18 protein-coding genes are annotated in these 17269 nt (G+C 68.2%); 9 read left to right on the forward strand and 9 right to left on the reverse strand.

Going from position 1 to position 17269, the window contains the following annotated elements; translation table 11 throughout:
* Nucleotides 1–37: 37 nt before the first annotated feature.
* The 4 genes from EL493_RS00545 to EL493_RS00560 all read left to right on the forward strand — a co-directional run bounded on the left by EL493_RS00545 (nucleotide 38) and on the right by EL493_RS00560 (nucleotide 3928).
* Nucleotides 38–355, forward strand: a complete 318-nt coding sequence (locus tag EL493_RS00545) for a hypothetical protein (RefSeq protein WP_019049480.1) — start codon at nucleotides 38–40, stop codon at nucleotides 353–355.
* The gene (locus EL493_RS00550) at nucleotides 348–2816 is read left to right on the forward strand and encodes a TPR repeat region-containing protein (protein ID WP_030201240.1); all 2469 of its coding nucleotides are present in this window, start codon (nucleotides 348–350) and stop codon (nucleotides 2814–2816) included. Before EL493_RS00545 ends, EL493_RS00550 begins: the two co-directional genes overlap by 8 nt.
* Before the next feature lie 67 nt (nucleotides 2817–2883).
* Nucleotides 2884–3384: a DUF3558 family protein gene (locus tag EL493_RS00555; protein WP_074965387.1), complete on the forward strand. Its 501-nt coding sequence runs from the start codon at nucleotides 2884–2886 to the stop codon at nucleotides 3382–3384.
* 16 nt (nucleotides 3385–3400) lie between these two features.
* Nucleotides 3401–3928: a DUF3558 domain-containing protein gene (locus tag EL493_RS00560; protein WP_022566173.1), complete on the forward strand. Its 528-nt coding sequence runs from the start codon at nucleotides 3401–3403 to the stop codon at nucleotides 3926–3928.
* A 77-nt stretch (nucleotides 3929–4005) separates the two neighbouring features.
* On the opposite strand, the gene EL493_RS00565 is transcribed toward EL493_RS00560, so the two are convergent.
* A complete protein-coding gene (locus EL493_RS00565) occupies nucleotides 4006–4353 on the reverse strand; it encodes a DoxX family protein (protein ID WP_019049484.1) in 348 nt (115 codons plus the stop codon).
* A gap of 203 nt (nucleotides 4354–4556) precedes the next feature.
* On the opposite strand from EL493_RS00565, the gene EL493_RS00570 reads away from it, so the two are divergent.
* Nucleotides 4557–5657, forward strand: coding sequence for a serine hydrolase domain-containing protein (locus tag EL493_RS00570; protein ID WP_030201242.1), 1101 nt, complete (start codon nucleotides 4557–4559; stop codon nucleotides 5655–5657).
* A gap of 51 nt (nucleotides 5658–5708) precedes the next feature.
* Here the strand turns inward: EL493_RS00570 and EL493_RS00575 are convergent, their stop codons facing one another.
* Together EL493_RS00575 and EL493_RS00580 are read right to left on the reverse strand one after the other, a co-directional pair.
* Nucleotides 5709–6446: a phosphoglyceromutase gene (locus EL493_RS00575; protein ID WP_019049486.1), complete on the reverse strand. Its 738-nt coding sequence runs from the start codon at nucleotides 6444–6446 to the stop codon at nucleotides 5709–5711.
* Nucleotides 6447–6531: 85 nt separating this feature from the next.
* Nucleotides 6532–7419, reverse strand: coding sequence for an ROK family protein (locus EL493_RS00580; protein WP_019049487.1), 888 nt, complete (start codon nucleotides 7417–7419; stop codon nucleotides 6532–6534).
* Nucleotides 7420–7620: 201 nt separating this feature from the next.
* On the opposite strand from EL493_RS00580, the gene EL493_RS00585 reads away from it, so the two are divergent.
* The gene (locus EL493_RS00585) at nucleotides 7621–8796 is read left to right on the forward strand and encodes a lipase family protein (RefSeq protein WP_019049488.1); all 1176 of its coding nucleotides are present in this window, start codon (nucleotides 7621–7623) and stop codon (nucleotides 8794–8796) included.
* A 51-nt stretch (nucleotides 8797–8847) separates the two neighbouring features.
* On the opposite strand, the gene EL493_RS00590 is transcribed toward EL493_RS00585, so the two are convergent.
* From EL493_RS00590 to EL493_RS00610, 5 genes are all read right to left on the reverse strand, one after another.
* The gene (locus tag EL493_RS00590) at nucleotides 8848–9342 is read right to left on the reverse strand and encodes a type III secretion system chaperone family protein (protein ID WP_022566171.1); all 495 of its coding nucleotides are present in this window, start codon (nucleotides 9340–9342) and stop codon (nucleotides 8848–8850) included.
* Nucleotides 9339–10697 carry a D-inositol-3-phosphate glycosyltransferase gene (mshA, locus tag EL493_RS00595; RefSeq protein WP_030201245.1) on the reverse strand — a complete coding sequence of 453 codons (1359 nt, stop codon included), beginning with the start codon at nucleotides 10695–10697 and terminating at the stop codon, nucleotides 9339–9341. The genes EL493_RS00590 and mshA overlap by 4 nt, the downstream gene beginning before the upstream one ends.
* A 156-nt stretch (nucleotides 10698–10853) precedes the next feature.
* Nucleotides 10854–11843, reverse strand: coding sequence for an alpha/beta hydrolase (locus EL493_RS00600; protein WP_074965386.1), 990 nt, complete (start codon nucleotides 11841–11843; stop codon nucleotides 10854–10856).
* A gap of 329 nt (nucleotides 11844–12172) precedes the next feature.
* Nucleotides 12173–13192, reverse strand: coding sequence for an alpha/beta hydrolase (locus EL493_RS00605; protein ID WP_019049492.1), 1020 nt, complete (start codon nucleotides 13190–13192; stop codon nucleotides 12173–12175).
* Nucleotides 13193–13322: 130 nt separating this feature from the next.
* Entirely contained in the window at nucleotides 13323–14147 is an 825-nt protein-coding gene (locus EL493_RS00610) for an alpha/beta fold hydrolase (RefSeq protein ID WP_019049493.1), read from the reverse strand.
* 81 nt (nucleotides 14148–14228) lie between these two features.
* On the opposite strand from EL493_RS00610, the gene EL493_RS00615 reads away from it, so the two are divergent.
* The 3 genes from EL493_RS00615 (at nucleotide 14229) to EL493_RS00625 (ending at nucleotide 15804) form a co-directional block, all read left to right on the forward strand.
* Nucleotides 14229–14963, forward strand: a complete 735-nt coding sequence (locus tag EL493_RS00615) for an SDR family NAD(P)-dependent oxidoreductase (protein WP_019049494.1) — start codon at nucleotides 14229–14231, stop codon at nucleotides 14961–14963.
* A 206-nt stretch (nucleotides 14964–15169) separates the two neighbouring features.
* Nucleotides 15170–15607, forward strand: a complete 438-nt coding sequence (gene mscL, locus EL493_RS00620; RefSeq protein ID WP_126405980.1) for a large conductance mechanosensitive channel protein MscL — start codon at nucleotides 15170–15172, stop codon at nucleotides 15605–15607.
* Nucleotides 15608–15621: 14 nt separating this feature from the next.
* On the forward strand, nucleotides 15622–15804 hold the full coding sequence (locus EL493_RS00625; protein ID WP_022566170.1) for a DUF1737 domain-containing protein: 183 nt from the start codon (nucleotides 15622–15624) through the stop codon (nucleotides 15802–15804).
* 9 nt (nucleotides 15805–15813) lie between these two features.
* Here EL493_RS00625 and EL493_RS00630 read toward each other — a convergent pair whose 3' ends face one another.
* Nucleotides 15814–17265, reverse strand: coding sequence for a DHA2 family efflux MFS transporter permease subunit (locus tag EL493_RS00630; protein ID WP_022566169.1), 1452 nt, complete (start codon nucleotides 17263–17265; stop codon nucleotides 15814–15816).
* Nucleotides 17266–17269: the final 4 nt, after the last annotated feature.

Genomic DNA, 17269 nt, shown 5'->3' on the forward strand with positions numbered 1-17269 from the left:
ATCCTTCCGTCGAAGAGTCGTCAACTATGGGAGACCCATGCTCAAGGCCGATATCGACCAGATACGCGCGCTCTCGGTGAAACTCACCAACGCGGGCGAAAGCATCGACGCGCTGGACGTCCGCTCGGGCGCGAGCTCGCTGGATGCCTCTCTCCCGGACGGCACGAACGACGCGACCTTCCTGATCCCCGAAGCGGCTGCCCAGGCGGCCCTGGCTGTCGAGGGCGCCTTCCTGCGCGCTGCCGAGCGCTACAAGCAGGTGGCCACCCTGTGCACCACCTGTGCCGACAACCTGCAGATGACCGACGAAGAGTTCGGCAAGAAGCTCTCGGAACTGGACATCCACAGTGCATAAGCGTTCGGCGGTCGAGAAGTGGGACCTGGAGGCGGTCAAGACCTGGGCCGGCCAGGTCGCTGCGGCGCGCGGGGCCTTGGTGGTGTGCGCCGACACGACCATGACCCACATGCGGGACATGCAGGCCAGCTGGTCGGGCGCGGCCTATCTGGCGGCCTACGACCGTGTCGCCGACGACCGAGTCCAGGTCGAGAAGCTCGCACTCGAGGTCGACGAGCTCGTCACCGTCCTCAACGACGAGGTGAACAACGTCATCTCGCATCGCACGACGCTGCTGGGCAAGGTCGCCGACGCCCAGGCCCTCGGGATGACTGTCGACGACGTGTGGAAGGTGATGGACTACGACAACGTCGAAGCCGACGTGCGCCGCGACCATCAAACCTTGATCAACAACGCGCTGTACCCCTTCGAGGACGCGGTCACCAAAGCCGTCCAGGCCATCACCGGCCAGGCGACCGAGATCAGATCGGCGGGCGACCTGCTCGGTTCGAGCCTCGACGTCAGCGCGGCCGACACTCAGGCCGGGCGCTTCGGCAAGGACGACGGCGCCGAACTCGCCGAGGCGGTCAAGAACCACGACAAGGCGAAGATCGACGAGATCCTCGCCCAGATGCCGCAGCCCGCGCTGACCCAGTTCGAGGTCGATCAGCTGGCGGCGGGCAACGAAGTCAACACGCTCCCGCAGAGCACGCAGGACTATTACAAGTCCTTCTTCCAATCCGCGGGCAAGGACGGCATTCTCGGCCTGAACGAACAGCTCCTGGCACGAGAGAACGCCGGCGACACCACCGCCGCGGGCCAGCGCAACAACCTCGCCAACACCATTCTCGCGATGACCAACGAGAAGGTGGGCACCAGCAACGGGTCCAAGGGCTCCTACGCCAACCTGCCGCCCGACATGCAGAATCTCATCTCCGGCCGAGCCGAGGACTTCACCGGCGCCTACAACGGCGACAATCAGCTGGTTGGTCGGTATCAGGAATTGGGCCAGTTCAGCGAGCTGCTCGGCCAGTCCGACCAAGGGATGCAGCCCGGCAAGCAGCTCGGCGTCGAACTGGGCCGCCAGAGCGAAAGCATGATGTCCTACCTCAACAACGTCGACAAGAACATGAGCGGCCAGATGCCGCCCGGCTTCCCCGACGGCTCCAAAGACGAGATGAAAGAGGGCGCACAGCGTTTCCTCGACGTCGCTACCCGCAACGACGACGTGAGCTACTCCCTGCTGACCGGCAACGACCTGCCCGCCACCCCGGACATCGGCTCCGAGTACAAGAACGACCGCCCGTTCGACGCGGAAGAATTCCGCAACACCGTCTTCCGGAGCAATTGGCCGGACGACGGCCAGGCCGCATCAGGATTGCTCGACTGGATCGCCGAGGACACCAAGAAGCCCGGCGAGGAGGGGCTGCGGGCGAACGAGGCGCTGGCCGCGCTACCCGACTACTTCGCACCGACCGGCGACGCGCCCGACGGATCCGCGTCGGAGCGTCCGGAGCTGAAGGATGAAGACGGCAAGACGGTCTTCAACCGAAGCGTGGATGCCTTCAACACCAACCCGAAGCTCGCCGATTCCATGGCACACATCATGGGAAACAACATCGACTCGTATATCTCGGGCCATGCCGAGGAGACCAAGCTTGTCGACGATCCGAGCGTGCCCGGCGTGAACAATCGGCTGGCCGAGCTGTCGGAGACCGATGCGAATCGCCTGTTGTTCCTCGCCGGCCAATCCGACGGCGGACGTCTCATGCTCGAGGTGAGCCGTCAAGAATATGAGGCCAATATGATCGGCCGCGCGTTGACCGAAGGTGGCAGCAATCCATCCGAATGGCTGCAGAACAACGCGCCCAAGTTGGCTGAGCTCGACGGTCGTTACACGAATGCCATCAACAACGCCCTGACCTGGCAGGACGAGCAGAATGCGCAGACGAGCTTCGACGAGAAGACGAAGACTTTCGAGAACCGACAGCAAGCCGCGGATATCGTGAAGTCGCTCACCCTGGACAATCTGGAAATTCCAGGAAAATCCCCCGCCGGAGTGATCGGAAACGAAGTATTCGGAGTCATCAAGGACGAGGGGTACAACGCGGCGATGGAGAAGTGGAACCCGGAGCCCGAAAAGGAAGGTATCGTACCGCCGAATCGCGAAGCGCTGACCACCCGTTCCGAGAACGAAGTCCGGAGCGTCATCCTCCAGGAGATGATGAAGGATGGAACCTTGCCCGCATACGGCGTCGATGCCAACGGAAACCGCATCGACTATCTCGATTCGAACGGACGCATCGTCGATATCGGCGGCATGTCGGGAGCAGCGGTCACCGCACTGAACAACACCCTGGCCGACCGTGGACTGGCGGGATATGTCACCGAATACGGTCGATCACATTCGAACGAGCTGAACAGCGGCTTGATTTCCGACCCGGCCAAGGTGAAGGCATATGTCACAGGAAAGGCGGGGTGACATGAAGCGACCACTCGGAAAATGGAGATGGAGCGGCGTAGCCCTTGCGGCGGTACCGATCTGCGCTATGTCCGTGGGTTGCTCAGCGAGCCCGGACGTATCCAGCGAGGCCCCCACGACGACAGTATCGATTTCAGTGGATTTCGACCCGTGTACGGATCTGGGGTCCAGATTTGTCGAAGAGTACCAATTGAAGGCGCCGGGCACCCCCGTGAAAGAGCCTTTGATGTCGCTTCGAGACGCCGCCGGATGCCGGTTCGAGCGAAGCGTATCGGAGTACTCCGAAGTAGTCATCGCGCTCAACGATGCCCGCCTCGGCTCCGCCGATGAGCTCGAACATCCACCCAGGCGCAAGCTGACGATCGGCGGACGCTCCGCCGAGATGTTGAGCTGGCACGAAAGACCGGGACAGGCCGGAAAGCCGAACTGCTCGATCCAGATCCAGTTGGCCACCGACTCCCTGTACATCTTCTACAGCGACGGACTGCTGCAACTGCCCGACGAGGACTATTCCTGCCGGAATGCCGCGAAAATGGGTGAAGACCTTGTGCGAATGATCGAGCGGTAGCGGTGACAACGGACCAATGTCACGCCGCATCGCCCCCGCCTTGGTCACCGCCGCGATGGGTGGACTGGTGGCATGTGGCGTGACCGAATCCACTTCGGTCAAAAGCAACGATGTTCCTTTAACATTCGACCCGTGTACAGATCTGGTTTCCGGTTTCGTTGAACAATATTCAATGCGGACTCCAGGCCGACCGACAATGGAATACAACAATATTCCGGGGTGCGAATACAAAAGAACCGTCGCGGAGCATTCGAAGGTATTTGTCGCCCTCTACAATCCATCAGAGGTATCAGCCAACGAAGCAGGACTTCCACCGACAAGAAAAGTAGCTATTTCAGGTTATCCGGCAGAGATATCGGGGTGGCGGGAAGCGCCCGCGCAGGCCGGAAAGTACCTGTGCTCAACCAAGGTTGAATTGAACGAGCTCCGCCTGATGGTCTACTACAGCGATGGCCTGCTGCCACTGCCCGACGAGGACTATTCATGCCGCAGAGCGACCGAGATGAGCGACGACCTCATCGAAATGGTAATGGGACAGAAATAGCTGTGACCGAGGGTTGAGTTCTCCACACGGGCTGTCCCCTGGTCTGGCGATGTCCAGGATCGCCAGACCAGGGTTGCTCAAGCGATCAGGCCCAGACCTAGGGCTGTGGCTACCGGGGCCAGGTAGAGGATCGGGAAGGCTACGGTCTTGTAGGAGTGGGCTCGGAGGACGGTGATTACCGCGCCGGTGAAGTAGAGGATCAGGGCGATGGCGGCGGTGATGCCGACGAGGGGGATCCAGAGGCCGATGATCAAGCCGAGGGCGCCTGCGGCCTTGGCCAGGCCGAGGGGGGTCCACCAGGTTCGGGGGACACCGTAGTCGATGAGGGGGTCGACGACGAAGGGGGCTCGGCGGAGGAGTGAGAGGGCCGAGAAGCCGACCCAGAGGGCGGCGATGACGGTGACGATGAGGTAGGCGATGTTCATGGTGGGGCTCCTTCGGCGGGCGCGGTGTTCGTGGCGTCTGCCGAGGTGACGATGTAGCGGGGGTGGGTGTGACATCGGTGTGGTGGGATGTCGAATTCGGGGGTGGCGCTCGGTAATTCGCCGCGCCGGTAGTACTGGGGTTCGGGGTGGGGCCGTACTGCGGACCGATGCGGGTGGCGGGCGGGGGTTTCTACCGTCGGGGCATGCGTACTCGAGTTCTGGTTCTCGCGATCTGTGTCGTGGCGGCGCTGTTGCCCGCGTGCACGGTCGGCGTGACCGCGGCACCTTCGCACCGTGCGGACAGCGTTCAGGGCGATCTCGACGAACTGGTCCGTGCAGGGGCGGTCGGCGCGCTCGCCACGCTCACCGCTGACGGCGGCACCTCGGTCCTCGCCGCGGGTGTTGCCGAGCTCGCGACGGGGACGCCGATGCCGGTGGGTTCGGCGCAGCATGTGCGGATCGGCAGTGTCACCAAGACGTTCACCGCGGCGGTTGTCCTGCAACTGGTGGCCGAGGGGCGGGTCGACCTGGACTTGCCGGTGGACACGTACCTACCGGGTCTGCTCACCGGTGACGGCATCGACGGGCGGATGATCACCGTCCGTCAGCTGCTGGGGCACCGGAGCGGGCTGCCGGAGCCGACCGCGCCGGACGGGATCGACGAGCACACGGCGGTCGAGCTGGGCCGCACCTTCACGCCCACGGAGGAGATCGCGCTCGTCCTGCGGAACCCGGCGCGGTTCAGCCCGGGTGCGCGCTTCGAGTACACGAATGCCAACTATCTCGTGGCCGGGATGCTGATCGAGGCGGTGACCGGGAACAGGTACGGCGACGAGCTGGGCGACCGGATCTTCACGCCGCTGGGGCTGTCGGGGACCTATCTCCCGGCCACCGGCGAGACCGGGCTGCGCGAGCCGCATCCGTCGGGCTACACCGGTGTGGCGGAGGAGACCTCGATGGAGCCGTCGGTGCCGTGGGCGTCGGGTGCGCTGGTCAGCACCGGGGCCGACCTCAATCGGTTCTTCACGGCGCTGCGGGCGGGCCGGGTGGTGCCGCTCGCGCAACTGGGGCAGATGCTCGACGGTGTCGATATGGGCAGCGGGGACGGGATGTCCTACGGGCTCGGGGTGGGGTACGCGCAGCTGCCGTGTGGGACGCGGTTCGTCGGCCATGTGGGTGGGGTCCGCGGGTTCACCACCGTGGCCGGGGCGACCGAGGGCGGGCGGGCGGTCACGTTCACCTACACCGGGACGCCGTCCGCGCAGGATATCGGCGCGCTGCTGACCCATGCGCTGTGCGATTAGAAAACCGGCCCCGCACCGTGGACACGATGCGGGGCCGGTTCGGGGGAACTACTACTTGCCGCCCTGGTTGGCGACGGCGGCGGCGCCGGCGGCGGCGGCCTCCGGGTCCAGGTACTCGGCCGGCTTGACCGGACGCAGGTTCTCGTCCAGCTCGTAGCGCAGCGGGATGCCGGTGGGGATGTTCAGGCTGGAGATGTCCTCGTCGGAGATGTTGTCGAGGTGCTTCACCAGCGCGCGCAGCGAGTTGCCGTGGGCGGCGACCAGGACGGTCTTGCCGGTCAGCAGCTCGGGGGCGATGGTGGTCTCCCAGTACGGGATCATCCGGGCGACGACATCCTTGAGGCACTCGGTCTTGGGGACCTCGATGCCCGCGTAGCGCGGGTCGCCTTCCTGGCTGTACTCGTTGTCGTCGGCGATCGGCGGCGGCGGGGTGTCGTAGCTGCGCCGCCACAGCATGAACTGGTCCTGGCCGTACTGCTCGCGGACCTGCTCCTTGTTCTTGCCCTGCAGGTCGCCGTAGTGCCGCTCGTTGAGGCGCCAGTCGCGGATGACCGGGATCCAGTGCCGGTCGGCGGCGTCGAGCGCGTTGTTGGCGGTGCTGATCGCGCGACGCAGCAGCGAGGTGTAGACGATGTCGGGCAGCACGTCGTGCTCGGCGAGCAGCTCGCCGGCCCGCTTGCCCTCGGCGATGCCCTTGTCGGTCAGGTGCACATCCACCCAGCCGGTGAACAAGTTGAGGGCATTCCATTCGCTCTCGCCGTGGCGCAGCAGCACGAGGGTGTAGGTCATGGGGTCATTCTGGCATTTCGCCGGGGCCGGGGCGCAGGCCACCTCGTCGAACCCGACGACCGATGGGTCGCGTCGGCGCCGGAGGTCACCGGGCGTCGACGGCCAGCACCCCGGCGCCGACGAGGGTGGCGCCGTCGGTCAGGGCCGACGGCTCGACGGTGAGCTCACGCAGGAATTCCAGCCGCGCGTGCCGGGCGACGGCCGCGCGCAGCGGGTCCCACAGTGGCGGACCGGACCGGGCGAAACCACCGCCGATGACCACCCGGTCGACGTCGAGCAGGGCGGCCGCCGACGACACCGCCTGCCCGAGCGCGGTGCCCGCGCGGGCCATGGCGGCCAGCGGCACCGCCTCGCCCCGCAGCGCCGCCTCGGCCAGCTCGGCCCCGGTGGCGCCGGTCCACCCCCGCGCCCGCGCCCAGCGCGCCGCCGACATCCCGCTGGCGACGGCTTCCACGCAGCCGAAACCGCCACAGCCGCACGGGGTGTCGTCACCGGGGACGACGATGTGCCCGAGATGACCGCCGTTTCCGGTGCGCCCCACCAGGACTCGCCCGTCGGCGACGATCCCGCCACCGACCCCGGACGACACCGTCAGCGCGAGGCCGTTCGCCACCCCACGCAACCCGCCGACGCGATGCTCGGCCAGCACCAGACAGGCGCCGTCGATCGCGAAACGCACTACGGCGGAAGGGAACAGCGCCTGCACGTGCGCGACGACGGCGAACCCGTCCCGCCACGGCGGCAGGTTCAGCGGGGCCGCGGTCCCGGCCGGGACGTCGATCGGACCGGCCGACCCGATCCCCACCGCGCGCACCGGGTTGTCCCCCGCCACAGCGAGCAGCAGATCCCGGCACACCGCCCATGGCTCGGCGGTTGCCGAGGGCGCCTGCCGCACCCCGCGAAGCGTGTAGTCCGGATCGACGAGTGCCGCAGCGAATTTCGTCGCCCCGATATCGAGCGCGAGCGCTGTCATCCTCGGTCCGTCCTCCTGACGTGCGTTTGTGCTATCAACCCAGCGTGCCGGGGCTGCCCGGACCGAATGATGTGAAAATTCACAGTTTGTGGCACGCGACACTTTGACTACTGGTCGGTACGCGCGGGCCGTTTTCGTTAGATACTTCGACGCGGGTCGGGTCTGGTCAGTTGGGCAGCACTACTTTGATGAAGGATAGCTGTGTCGAAATTCGTTGTACTGGTGTTGAGCCTGCTGTCGGTGGGGTTCCTCGCCGCACCAGCGGGCGCGAACCCGTTGTATCCGACTCCCGATCCGGATCCGTTCTTCACGGCACCGAGTGACATCGCGGCGCTGGCGCCCGGCGACGTCGTCCGCACCCGTCGCATCGACACCATGCTCTACCCCGGCACCGAGGGCTGGCAGATCGCGTTCCGCTCCACCAACTCGCAGGGCAACGCGATCATGGGCGTCACCACGGTGCTCATGCCGATCGGCGTGAAGAACCCGCCGCTGGTGTCGTACCAGGCGCTGATCAACTCCATCGGCACCCGCTGCAACCCCTCGCAGTCGCTGTTCAACGGCGAGCTCCAGGACGCGCCCGGCGCCATGCTGCCGCTGCAGCGCGGCTGGGCCATCTCGGTGCCGGACTACCTGGGCCCGACGGTCGCCTACGGCGCCGCCAAGCTCAGTGGCATGGTCACCCTGGACAGCGTGCGCGCCGTGCAGAAGGTCGCCGAGCTGGGCGTCGGCAACTCGCCGGTGGCGCTGGCCGGCTACTCCGGCGGCGGCATGGCCACCGCGTGGGCCGGTGCGCTGCAGCCCACCTACGCGCCCGAGCTGAAGCTCGCGGCCGTGGTCGCCGGCGGCATCCCCGCCGACCTGGAACTGATGGCCGACGCGCTCGGCTTCGCCCCGCACCCGGGCTTCGGGCTGGCCTTCGCCGCCGCCATGGGCATCGAGCGCGAGTACCCCGAGCAGGTGCCGGTGTCGGACCAGCTCAACGAGAACGGCCTGTGGTTCCGTGAGTTCACCAAGGACGCGTGCCGCCGATTCCTGCTGTTCCACGGCGTCTTCCGCAACGCCGAGCAGATGGCGGCGTCCAAGGAACTGATGACCAGCCAGGTGGCCCGCGGTGTGCTGCGCGAGAACAGCCTCGTGCACTTCACCGGCGCCCCCACCGCGCCGACCTACATCTGGCAGGGCAAGTACGACACCCTGACCCCGTACGGTCCGGTCGCCGAGTCGGTCGCGCACTTCTGCAGCAAGGGCGCCCCGGTGCAGCTCACCACGATCGAGATCTCCGAGCACATGACGGCCGCGGCGGCCGGCTTCGTGGACGCCTGGAAGTACGTGGAGTCCCGCTTCCGCGGCGAACCGGTGCCGACGAACTGCTGACGTGACACCGGTGCTGGGCGAATCCGCTGCTCACGCCCAGCACCGGGCCGTTCAGACCTGGTCGGCCTCGTCGATCAGGTGCTCGAAGGCCCGCAGATTCTTGAGCGATTCGCCGCGCGAGACGCGCCACTTCCATTCCTTGCGGATGGATTCGGCGAAGCCCAGCTCGAGCAGCATGTTGAAGTCGTTGTCGACGGCTTCCAGGATCTGGCCGAAGATCCGGTCGAGCTCGTCGGGGGTGACCGATTCGGCCGAGGTGCGGCCCACCAGGTAGATGTCGCCCACGTTGTCCAGGGTGTACGCCACGCCGTAGAGGCGGCGGTTGCGGCGCAGCAGGTACTTGTAGACGCCCTGGAAGTTCTCGTCGGGCTTGCGGCAGACGAACGATTCGATGCGCACGCCGTGCTTGCCGACGGTGAGCATCACCGTGGTCTTGAGCTTGCGCTCGCCCGGCAGCACGACGATGAAGGTGTCGTCGGCGGGCCGGGTGTATTCGATCTCGCGATCGCGCAGCGTCTCGTCGATCACCTGCGATACGGCGCTCACCTGCGTACTCCCGTCCGGCGCCGCCACAGCGCCCGTGATCTGGCCTGGCCGGTCTCACCCGCGAGCAGGGCGATCCGACCGCGTTCGGCGCGGAATCCGGCCATCGCCGCAGCGTAGCTGTCGAGCAGGCCCTCGGCGGTGTGCGCCCAGGAGAAGCTGCTCGCGTGCGCGACCGCGGCCGTGCCCATCCGCGCCAGCCGCGCGGGATCGTCGAGCAGCGAGCCGAGCGCGTCGGCCCAGTCCTGGGTGCGGTGACCGGGCACCAGCAGGCCGGATTCGCGATGGCGCACCGCGGTGCCGAGGCCGCCCACATCGGCGGCCAGCACCGGGGTGCCGCTGGCCTGGGCCTCGATGGCGACCAGGCCGAAGGATTCGTTGTAGCTGGGCACGGCGACCACGTCGGCCGCGCGGTAAACCCGCACGAGCCGGTCGGCGGGCTGCGGCGGCAGGAAGGTGACCTGCTCGGTGATGCCGAGGTCGGCGGCGAGCTCGATCAGCGCGTCCGGGCGGGCCAGGCCGCTGCCGGAGGGTCCGCCGACGATCAGCACCCGCAGCTTGCGGCTCGGATCGCGGCGCAGCAGGGCCGCGGCCGCGCGGACCAGCACATCGGGGGCCTTGAGCGGCTGGATGCGGCCGACGAAGGCCACGACCTGCTCGTCGGCCCGCAGGCCCAGCTCAGCGCGGGCGGCGAGCTTGTCGCCGGGGTGGTAGCGGGTGAGGTCGGCGCCGGGCGGCACCACATCGATGCGATCGGGCGAGGCGCCGTACAGGTCGACGAGCTGACGCGCTTCGTCGCCGGTGTTGGCGACGAGCCGGTCGGCCTCGGCGATGACCTGCTTCTCGCCGATCACCCTGGTCTCCGGTTCGGGGGCGTCACCCTCGGCGAGCGCGGCGTTCTTGACCGCGGCCAGGGTGTGCGCGGTGTGCACCAGCGGCACCCGCCAGCGGTCCCTGGCCAGCCAGCCGACCTGGCCGGAGAGCCAGTAGTGCGAGTGCACGAGGTCGTAGTGGCCGGGCAGGTGGCGCGCCTCCTGGCGCAGCACCTCGGCGGTGAACGGGCACAGCTGGGTGGGCAGGTCGTTCTTGTCCAGGCCCTCGAACGGACCGGCGACCACGTGGCGCACCAGCACACCGGGTCCGGCTTCGGCGACCGGCGGCAGATCGGACGAGGTCGCGCGGGTGAAGATCTCCACCTCGGTGCCGCGTTTGGCCAGCTCGAGCGCGGTCTGCAGGACGTAGACGTTCATGCCGCCCGCGTCGCCGGTGCCGGGTTGCGCCAGCGGCGAGGTATGCACCGACAGCACCGCGATACGGTGGGGCACTATTTCCGGACGACGCTGACTCACACCCTCCAGTGTGCACGCCGCGACGCCGCCGCCGACATCCCTACCGGGATCGGTGACGGTCGTCACAGGCTGTTCGTGAGTGAGTTCACGTGTTCGTCGCGATCGAGCCTGCCCGATCCGCGCTGGTGACGCGAGCGAATTTCGGACATCGCGCTCGGGCCGCGCTCAGCGCCGCAGCGCCGCCTCGAACAGGGGCCACGACTTGTGCAGATCCTGCTCCCAGTAGCCCCACGAGTGGGTGCCGTTGGCGCGCAGGTCGACAGTGGCCGGGATGCCGAGGGTCTGCAACCGGTCGCGCAGCTGCTGGGTGCAGGTGGCGGTGACGGCCTCGAGCGAGGCGCCGAAGAGCATCTCGAGGGTCCGCTGCACCGGGTCGTCGCCCGGTTCGACGGTGTCGAACGGGCCCGGAATGCCGTTGCCCGAGGACAGATACACCGCGGTGCCGCGCAGGGTTTCGGCGTGCAGATACGGGTCGTGCGCCGACCACGCCGGGTCGGTGGGCGGGCCCCACATGTTGCGGACATTGCCGAGCCTGCTGCCGACGACGGCGCTCACGATCGCCTGTCCGCGAATGTCACTCGTGCGCACGCAGCCGCTGTAGGAGCCGATGGCGCGGTACAGGCCGGGCTCGGCGAGCGCGAGTTGGAACACCGAGGTGCCCGCCATGGACAGTCCCGCAATGGCATTCGCGCCGGTGCCGTTGAACTCGGCATCGATCACCGGCGGCAGTTCGCGGGTGAGGAAGGTGGTCCAGCGCTGCTTGCCCAGCACCGGATCGTCGGCCCGCCAGTCGGCGAAATAGCTGCCGGCGCCGCCGAACGGGATCACCACGTTGACCTGCTTGTCGTGGAAGAACTGCACGACATCGGTGCGGTCGAGCCAGTTTCCGTCGGCGCCGCCGCCGACCCCGTTGAGCAGATACAGCGTCGGCGCGGGCGCCGAGGGATCGGCCGCGCGCAGAATCCGCACGCGCGTCACGGTGTCCATCGCGGGCGAGTAGACGCCCACGTCGATCGTGCGATCGGGCTCGACGCGCCGATCCTCGATGCGCGCCACCGCGTCCGCCCCCGCCGCCGGCGCCACCACCAGCGTGCCTGCCAGCGCGGCCAGCACTATTCCGGCGATTCGAGCGCAGACTGCGCGACCGATCATCATCGAACTCCGATCTCGACGCCGAACCCACTTCCTCTGCGATCAAACGGCATTCCCGAACGCTACACACGAATTCATCGAAACATTGTGACGATTACCAGAAGATTTTCCACGTGCCTGTGTGTTCGAACTCTCTGCTCCTCGAGCACAATCACAGTCGTATCACGTCGGTGCCGCACACCAAACCACCATCCACACAACAGCGCTGGCTACCTGCGGCGATGATCGTTGTCACAGCTACCGGAATCGCTGTGAATTCGCGGTGAAAAGACCCACCGGAATCCTTTTACGGGTGACGGGAGCGGCGCGATCGAATAGCAAATGCGCGCGGCTCAGCCGATCCGCAGGGCCTGGGCGAACAACGGCCAGCTGCGGTGCATATCGTCGTTCCAGTAGCCCCAGGAGTGGGTTCCGTTGGAGCGCAGGTCGACCGAGGCCGGCATGCCGAGCTCGGCGAAGCGCGCGGCCAGTTGCTGGGTGCACAGACCGGTGGCGGCGTCGAGCGCGCCACCGACCAGGAGCTGGTCGATCAGCTTCATCGAGTCGCCGTTGATGCCGGGCCCCGCGAGGGTGTCCAGCGCGCCGGGCAGGCCGGTGCCCGAGGCGATGTAGATGGCCAGGCCACGCAGGCGCTCGGCGTGCAGGAAGGGGTCGTTGGCCGCCCAGAGCGGGTCGCCGGGTAGTCCCCACATGTTCACCGGGTCGCCGTTCTGGCCGCTGACCACGGTGTTGACGATGGCGCGCCCCTGGGGGCCGCTGGTCGACACGCACCCGCTGTAGCTGGCGACCGCGCGATACAGGCCGGGCGCGGCCAGCGCGAGCTGGAAGGCCGCGGTGCCCGCCATCGAGACGCCCGCCACGGCATTGGCGCCGGTGCCGTGGAATTCGGCGTCGATCACCCGGGGCAGTTCGCGGGTGAGGAAGGTGGTCCAGCGCTGGCGGCCCAGGACGGGGTCGTCGGCGCGCCAGTCGGCGTAGTAGCTGCCCGCGCCACCGATCGGCATCACCACGGTGACCTGCTTGTCGCCGTAGAAGCGCTCGGCGTCGGTGCGGGTGAGCCAGTTGTGGCCGTCGCGCCAGTCGCCGGTGGCGCTGCCGCCGTCGACGCCGTTGAGCAGGTACAGCACCGGCGCGGCGGCGTCCGGGTCGGCGGCGGGCAGCACCGCGACGCGCACCGGTTTGCCCATCGCGCCCGAGTGCACGACCAGGTCCACCACCCGGCCCTGCCCCTGGGTCGCCGAGATCAGCCGGGCCGGGTCGAGGCGGGGATCGGGCGGCGCCGCGCCCGCGATCGCCTGCGCGCAGACGAACCCGGCCGCCAGCAGAAGTCCACATCGCGCAACGACGCCCATGGCGTCACCTCCCTGCCCGGCCCGAGTATCGCGTCCGTGCGAGTGAGGGTAGGCAGTGCCGCCGGGCCGCACCGCAGTTTCTGAAACATCAACAGTTCACAGGGTGGGGCGCTGCGCGCGGCGGCGGGGCTCAGTCCAGCTCGTCGATGAACGCGCTGACCTCGGCGAAGAAGCGCGCGCCGTCCTCGATGAACAGGCCGTGCTGCGCGCCCTCCCACAGCGAGATGCGCGCGTCAGGGGCATTGTCGGCGATGTACACGCCATTGGCCGCGGGCACCACGGGGTCCTCGGTGCCGTGCAGGACCAGCACGGGAACGTCCAGGGCGCGCAGGGTCTCGGTGTTGTCGACGGTGCGGTAGAACAGCGCCTTGCGCACCGACGGCTTGGTGGCCAGGCTCGTGCCGAACAGGCGCTGAGCGTCGACGCCCTTGTCCGCACCGGGGCCGGTGTTGGCATTGCCGAACACCGAGAACCCGCGCACCGCACGACCGGCCGCCTCGTCGAACACGCCGGGGATGGCCTTCTCCATGGCCGGGCCGGGCGCGGCGCCGGGCACGTTCGGCCCGATATTGGCCGGAGCGCCCGTGTAGATCACCCCGGCGACCGCGGAGCTGCCGTGGGTGGCGAGGTAGTCGGTGGCGACGATGCCGCCGTAGGACCAGCCCAGCAACACCGCGCCGGACTCGATGCCCTCGGCCGCCAGCACCGCGGCGACGTCGGCGCCCCAGGCCATCGGATCGTCGTAACCGGCGCCGGGATCGTCGGAGTAGCCGTGGCCGCGCAGGTCGACGGCGACGACGCGGTAGCGCTGGGCCAGTTCCTCGGCCGCCGCGCCCCAGCAGCGCAGATTGCCCGCCCAGCCGTGCAGCAGCACCAGCGGCCTGCCGGTCTCCGGACCGGTGACCCGGTAGACGATCCTGGTTCCGTCAGCGCTGACCGCATCGCGAATAGCCATGCCGACAGGCTAACGCCGACTCACATCACGGTGATCCCAGCCATGGCGACGGCGAATCCGCGGCGAATAGGATCGGTGCCCATGAGCACTCGCACCGCCGTCGTCACCGGAGCCAGCTCGGGAATCGGTGAGGCCACCGCCCGGGAACTCGCGAAGCAGGGCTACCACGTCTACGTGGGCGCCCGGCGGTTCGACCGGGTCCAGCGCCTCGCCGAGGAGATCGGCGGCACCGCCCTGGAACTCGACGTCACCTCCGAGGATTCGGTGCGCGCGTTCACCGACGCGATCGAGCGGGCCGACGTGCTGGTCAACAACGCGGGCGGCGCGAAGGGCCTGGCCTCGGTGGCCGAGGCCGACCTCGACGACTGGCGCTGGATGTGGGAGACCAACGTGCTGGGCACGCTGCGGCTCACCAAGGCGCTGCTGCCCAAGCTCATCGCCTCCGGGGACGGCCTGATCGTCACCATCACCTCCATCGCCGCCCTGCACGCCTACCCGAACGGCTCCGGCTACACCTCGGCCAAGCACGCCCAGGCCGTGCTGCACCGCACCCTGCGCGACGAGCTGCTCGGGCAGCCGGTCCGGCTCACCGAGATCGCGCCCGGCGCGGTGGAGACGGAGTTCTCGCTGGTCCGTTTCGACGGCGACGCCGAGCGGGCCGCCAAGGTCTACCAGGGCATCGATCCGCTCTACGCCCAGGACATCGCCGAGATCGTCGGCTTCGTCGCGAGCAGGCCCGCGCACGTGAACCTCGACACCATCGTCGTCAAGCCCCGTGACCAGGCCGGGCCCGGCAGTTTCGCGCGACGCTCCTGACCTGCGGTGTTCAATCCCGGGCCCGGGCAACCGGATCCGGGGTCCCACGCTGTCCGAGTGGCGGCCCGGCGCGCAGGCGCCGATACTGCCCAGGACCGCCGAAGTCATAGCTGTGAATTCGCTACCGACTGGAACGGTCGCTAACATCTCCACGTTTGCCGATAGCCAGTCCTAGGAGAACTTCACCGATGCGCAGTGTCAAGTCCGTGTTCGACGGGTTCAAAGACTTCCTCATGCGGGGCAATGTCATCGACCTCGCGGTCGCGGTGGTGATGGGTACCGCCTTCACCGCGGTCGTCACCTCGTTCACCAAGGGGATCGTCAACCCGCTGCTCGCGGTGTTCGGCTCGACCAACGAGCTGGGCCTTGGCGTCCAGCTGATCGGCGACAAGCCGGCCACCTTCATCGCGATCGGGCCGATCATCACCGCGTTCATCGACTTCTTCATGGTCGCCGCGGTCCTGTACTTCGTGCTGATGCTGCCGATGAAGTCGCTGAAGAACAAGTTCGGCACCACCAAGGCCGCCGAGCCCACCGAGACCGAACTGCTCATCGAGATCCGCGACCTGCTGGCCAAGCAGCAGGGCCTCAGCACCGAACAGACCGAGGCCCTGAGCAAGGAACGCGCCACCGAGTCGGCCTAGCGGATACTGGCCCTATGACCGAACCACCAGACGGGCTACCGCGCTACCGCGTGCTGACCGGCCCGGACGACGAGACGTTCTGCCGACGGGTGAGCGCGGCGCTGGCCCTCGGCTACGCACTGCACGAGGGCCCCGCCGTCACTTTCGACGGTACGAACGTGATCGTCGCCCAGGCGGTGGTGTGGCCGGCCGGGTAGCGGCCGGTCTCACGCGGGCGCGCGGCGCGGCAACAGCAGCGCCGGGATCAGCGCCAGCGCGATCATGATCGGGGCGAGCACGTAGGTGTGCTGGAACGCCTCGGCCAGCGCCGGGGCCAGTGCGGCGCGTTCGGCCTGGTCCAGGCCGTGCAGGGCCTGGAGGCCGCCGGTCACCGGGAGCAGCGCGCCCAGCGTCACCGAACTCACCGCGGTGCCGATCGCCATCGACGTGGTGCTGATCATGTTCAGCACTGTCGAGCCGGCCGGCGCCTGTTCCCGGCTCAGCGGCCGGGTCGCGGTGGTGATCACCGGCATCATGGTGCCGCCGCCGCCCGCGCCCATCAGCAGCATGGTCAGGCCCAGCGCCCAGTACGGCGCGTCCGCGTCCAGCTGGACGACGAACAGCACGAACCCGGTGAGCGCCACCGTGATCGACACCGGCAGGTACCGCCCGGGCGGGATCCGATCGATCAACCGGCCCGCCACCTGCATGGTGGCACCCGAGGCCAGCGCGAACGGAATGCCGAGAGCGCCCGCCACCAGCGCGGATTCACCACGCACCACCTGGAAGTACAACGGCAGCAACAGCATCGAGCCGAAGTACCCGGTGGCGAACAGCGCCAGCAGCGCGGCGGAGCTGCCGGTGGTGCGGTTGCCGAGCACCCGCAGATCCAGCAGCGGCACCGGGGTGCGCAGCGACCGCAGCACGAAGGCGACGATGAGACCGGCCCCGGCCAGCAACGGGACCAGCACCGACGGCGTCGCGAAGCCCGCGCTCTCCCCCGCCGCGGTCACGCCGTAGATGACCAGCGCGAGTCCGGGCGACATCAGCGCCAGCCCCACCACGTCGAGCGGGCGCGGCGGCTCCGGCGCGTCGTCGGGCACCACCCGCGCGGCCAGCACCAGCACCAGCGCGCCCAGCGGCAGGTTCAGCAGGAACATCCAGCGCCACGACACCTCGTCGATGAGGTAGCCGCCGATCACCGGACCCAGCAGCGGACCGACCAGGATGGCCAGCCCGAGCGTGCTCATCAGCCTGCCCAGCCGCTCCGGGCCCGCCGCGCGCAGCAGGATGGTCATGGCGACCGGCATCAGCAGGCCCCCGCTCGCGCCCTGGATCACCCGGAAGGCGATGAGCGACTGGAGGTTCCAGGCCAGCCCCGCCAGCACCGAGCCGAGCGCGAACGCGGCGATGGCGGTGAGGTAGAGCCGCTTGGCGCCGAACCGGCCGACCAACCAGGCCGAGGTCGGCACCACCGCGCCGAGGGCGAGTGAGTAGCCGGTGGCCACCCACTGGATGGCGCTCAGGCCCGCGTCGAATTCGATCGAGAGCCGGTTGATGGCGACGTTGACGATCGTCTGATCGAGGGTCGCCATGATCATCCCGACCACCAGCACCAGCGCGATGCGCATCGGATCGCGGGTGCCGGGCGGGGTGGTGGGTGCGGTCGTGGTGAGCATGGCC

Origin of the sequence: Nocardia asteroides (assembly GCF_900637185.1) — a bacterium.
In the GTDB taxonomy this organism is placed as follows: domain Bacteria; phylum Actinomycetota; class Actinomycetes; order Mycobacteriales; family Mycobacteriaceae; genus Nocardia; species Nocardia asteroides.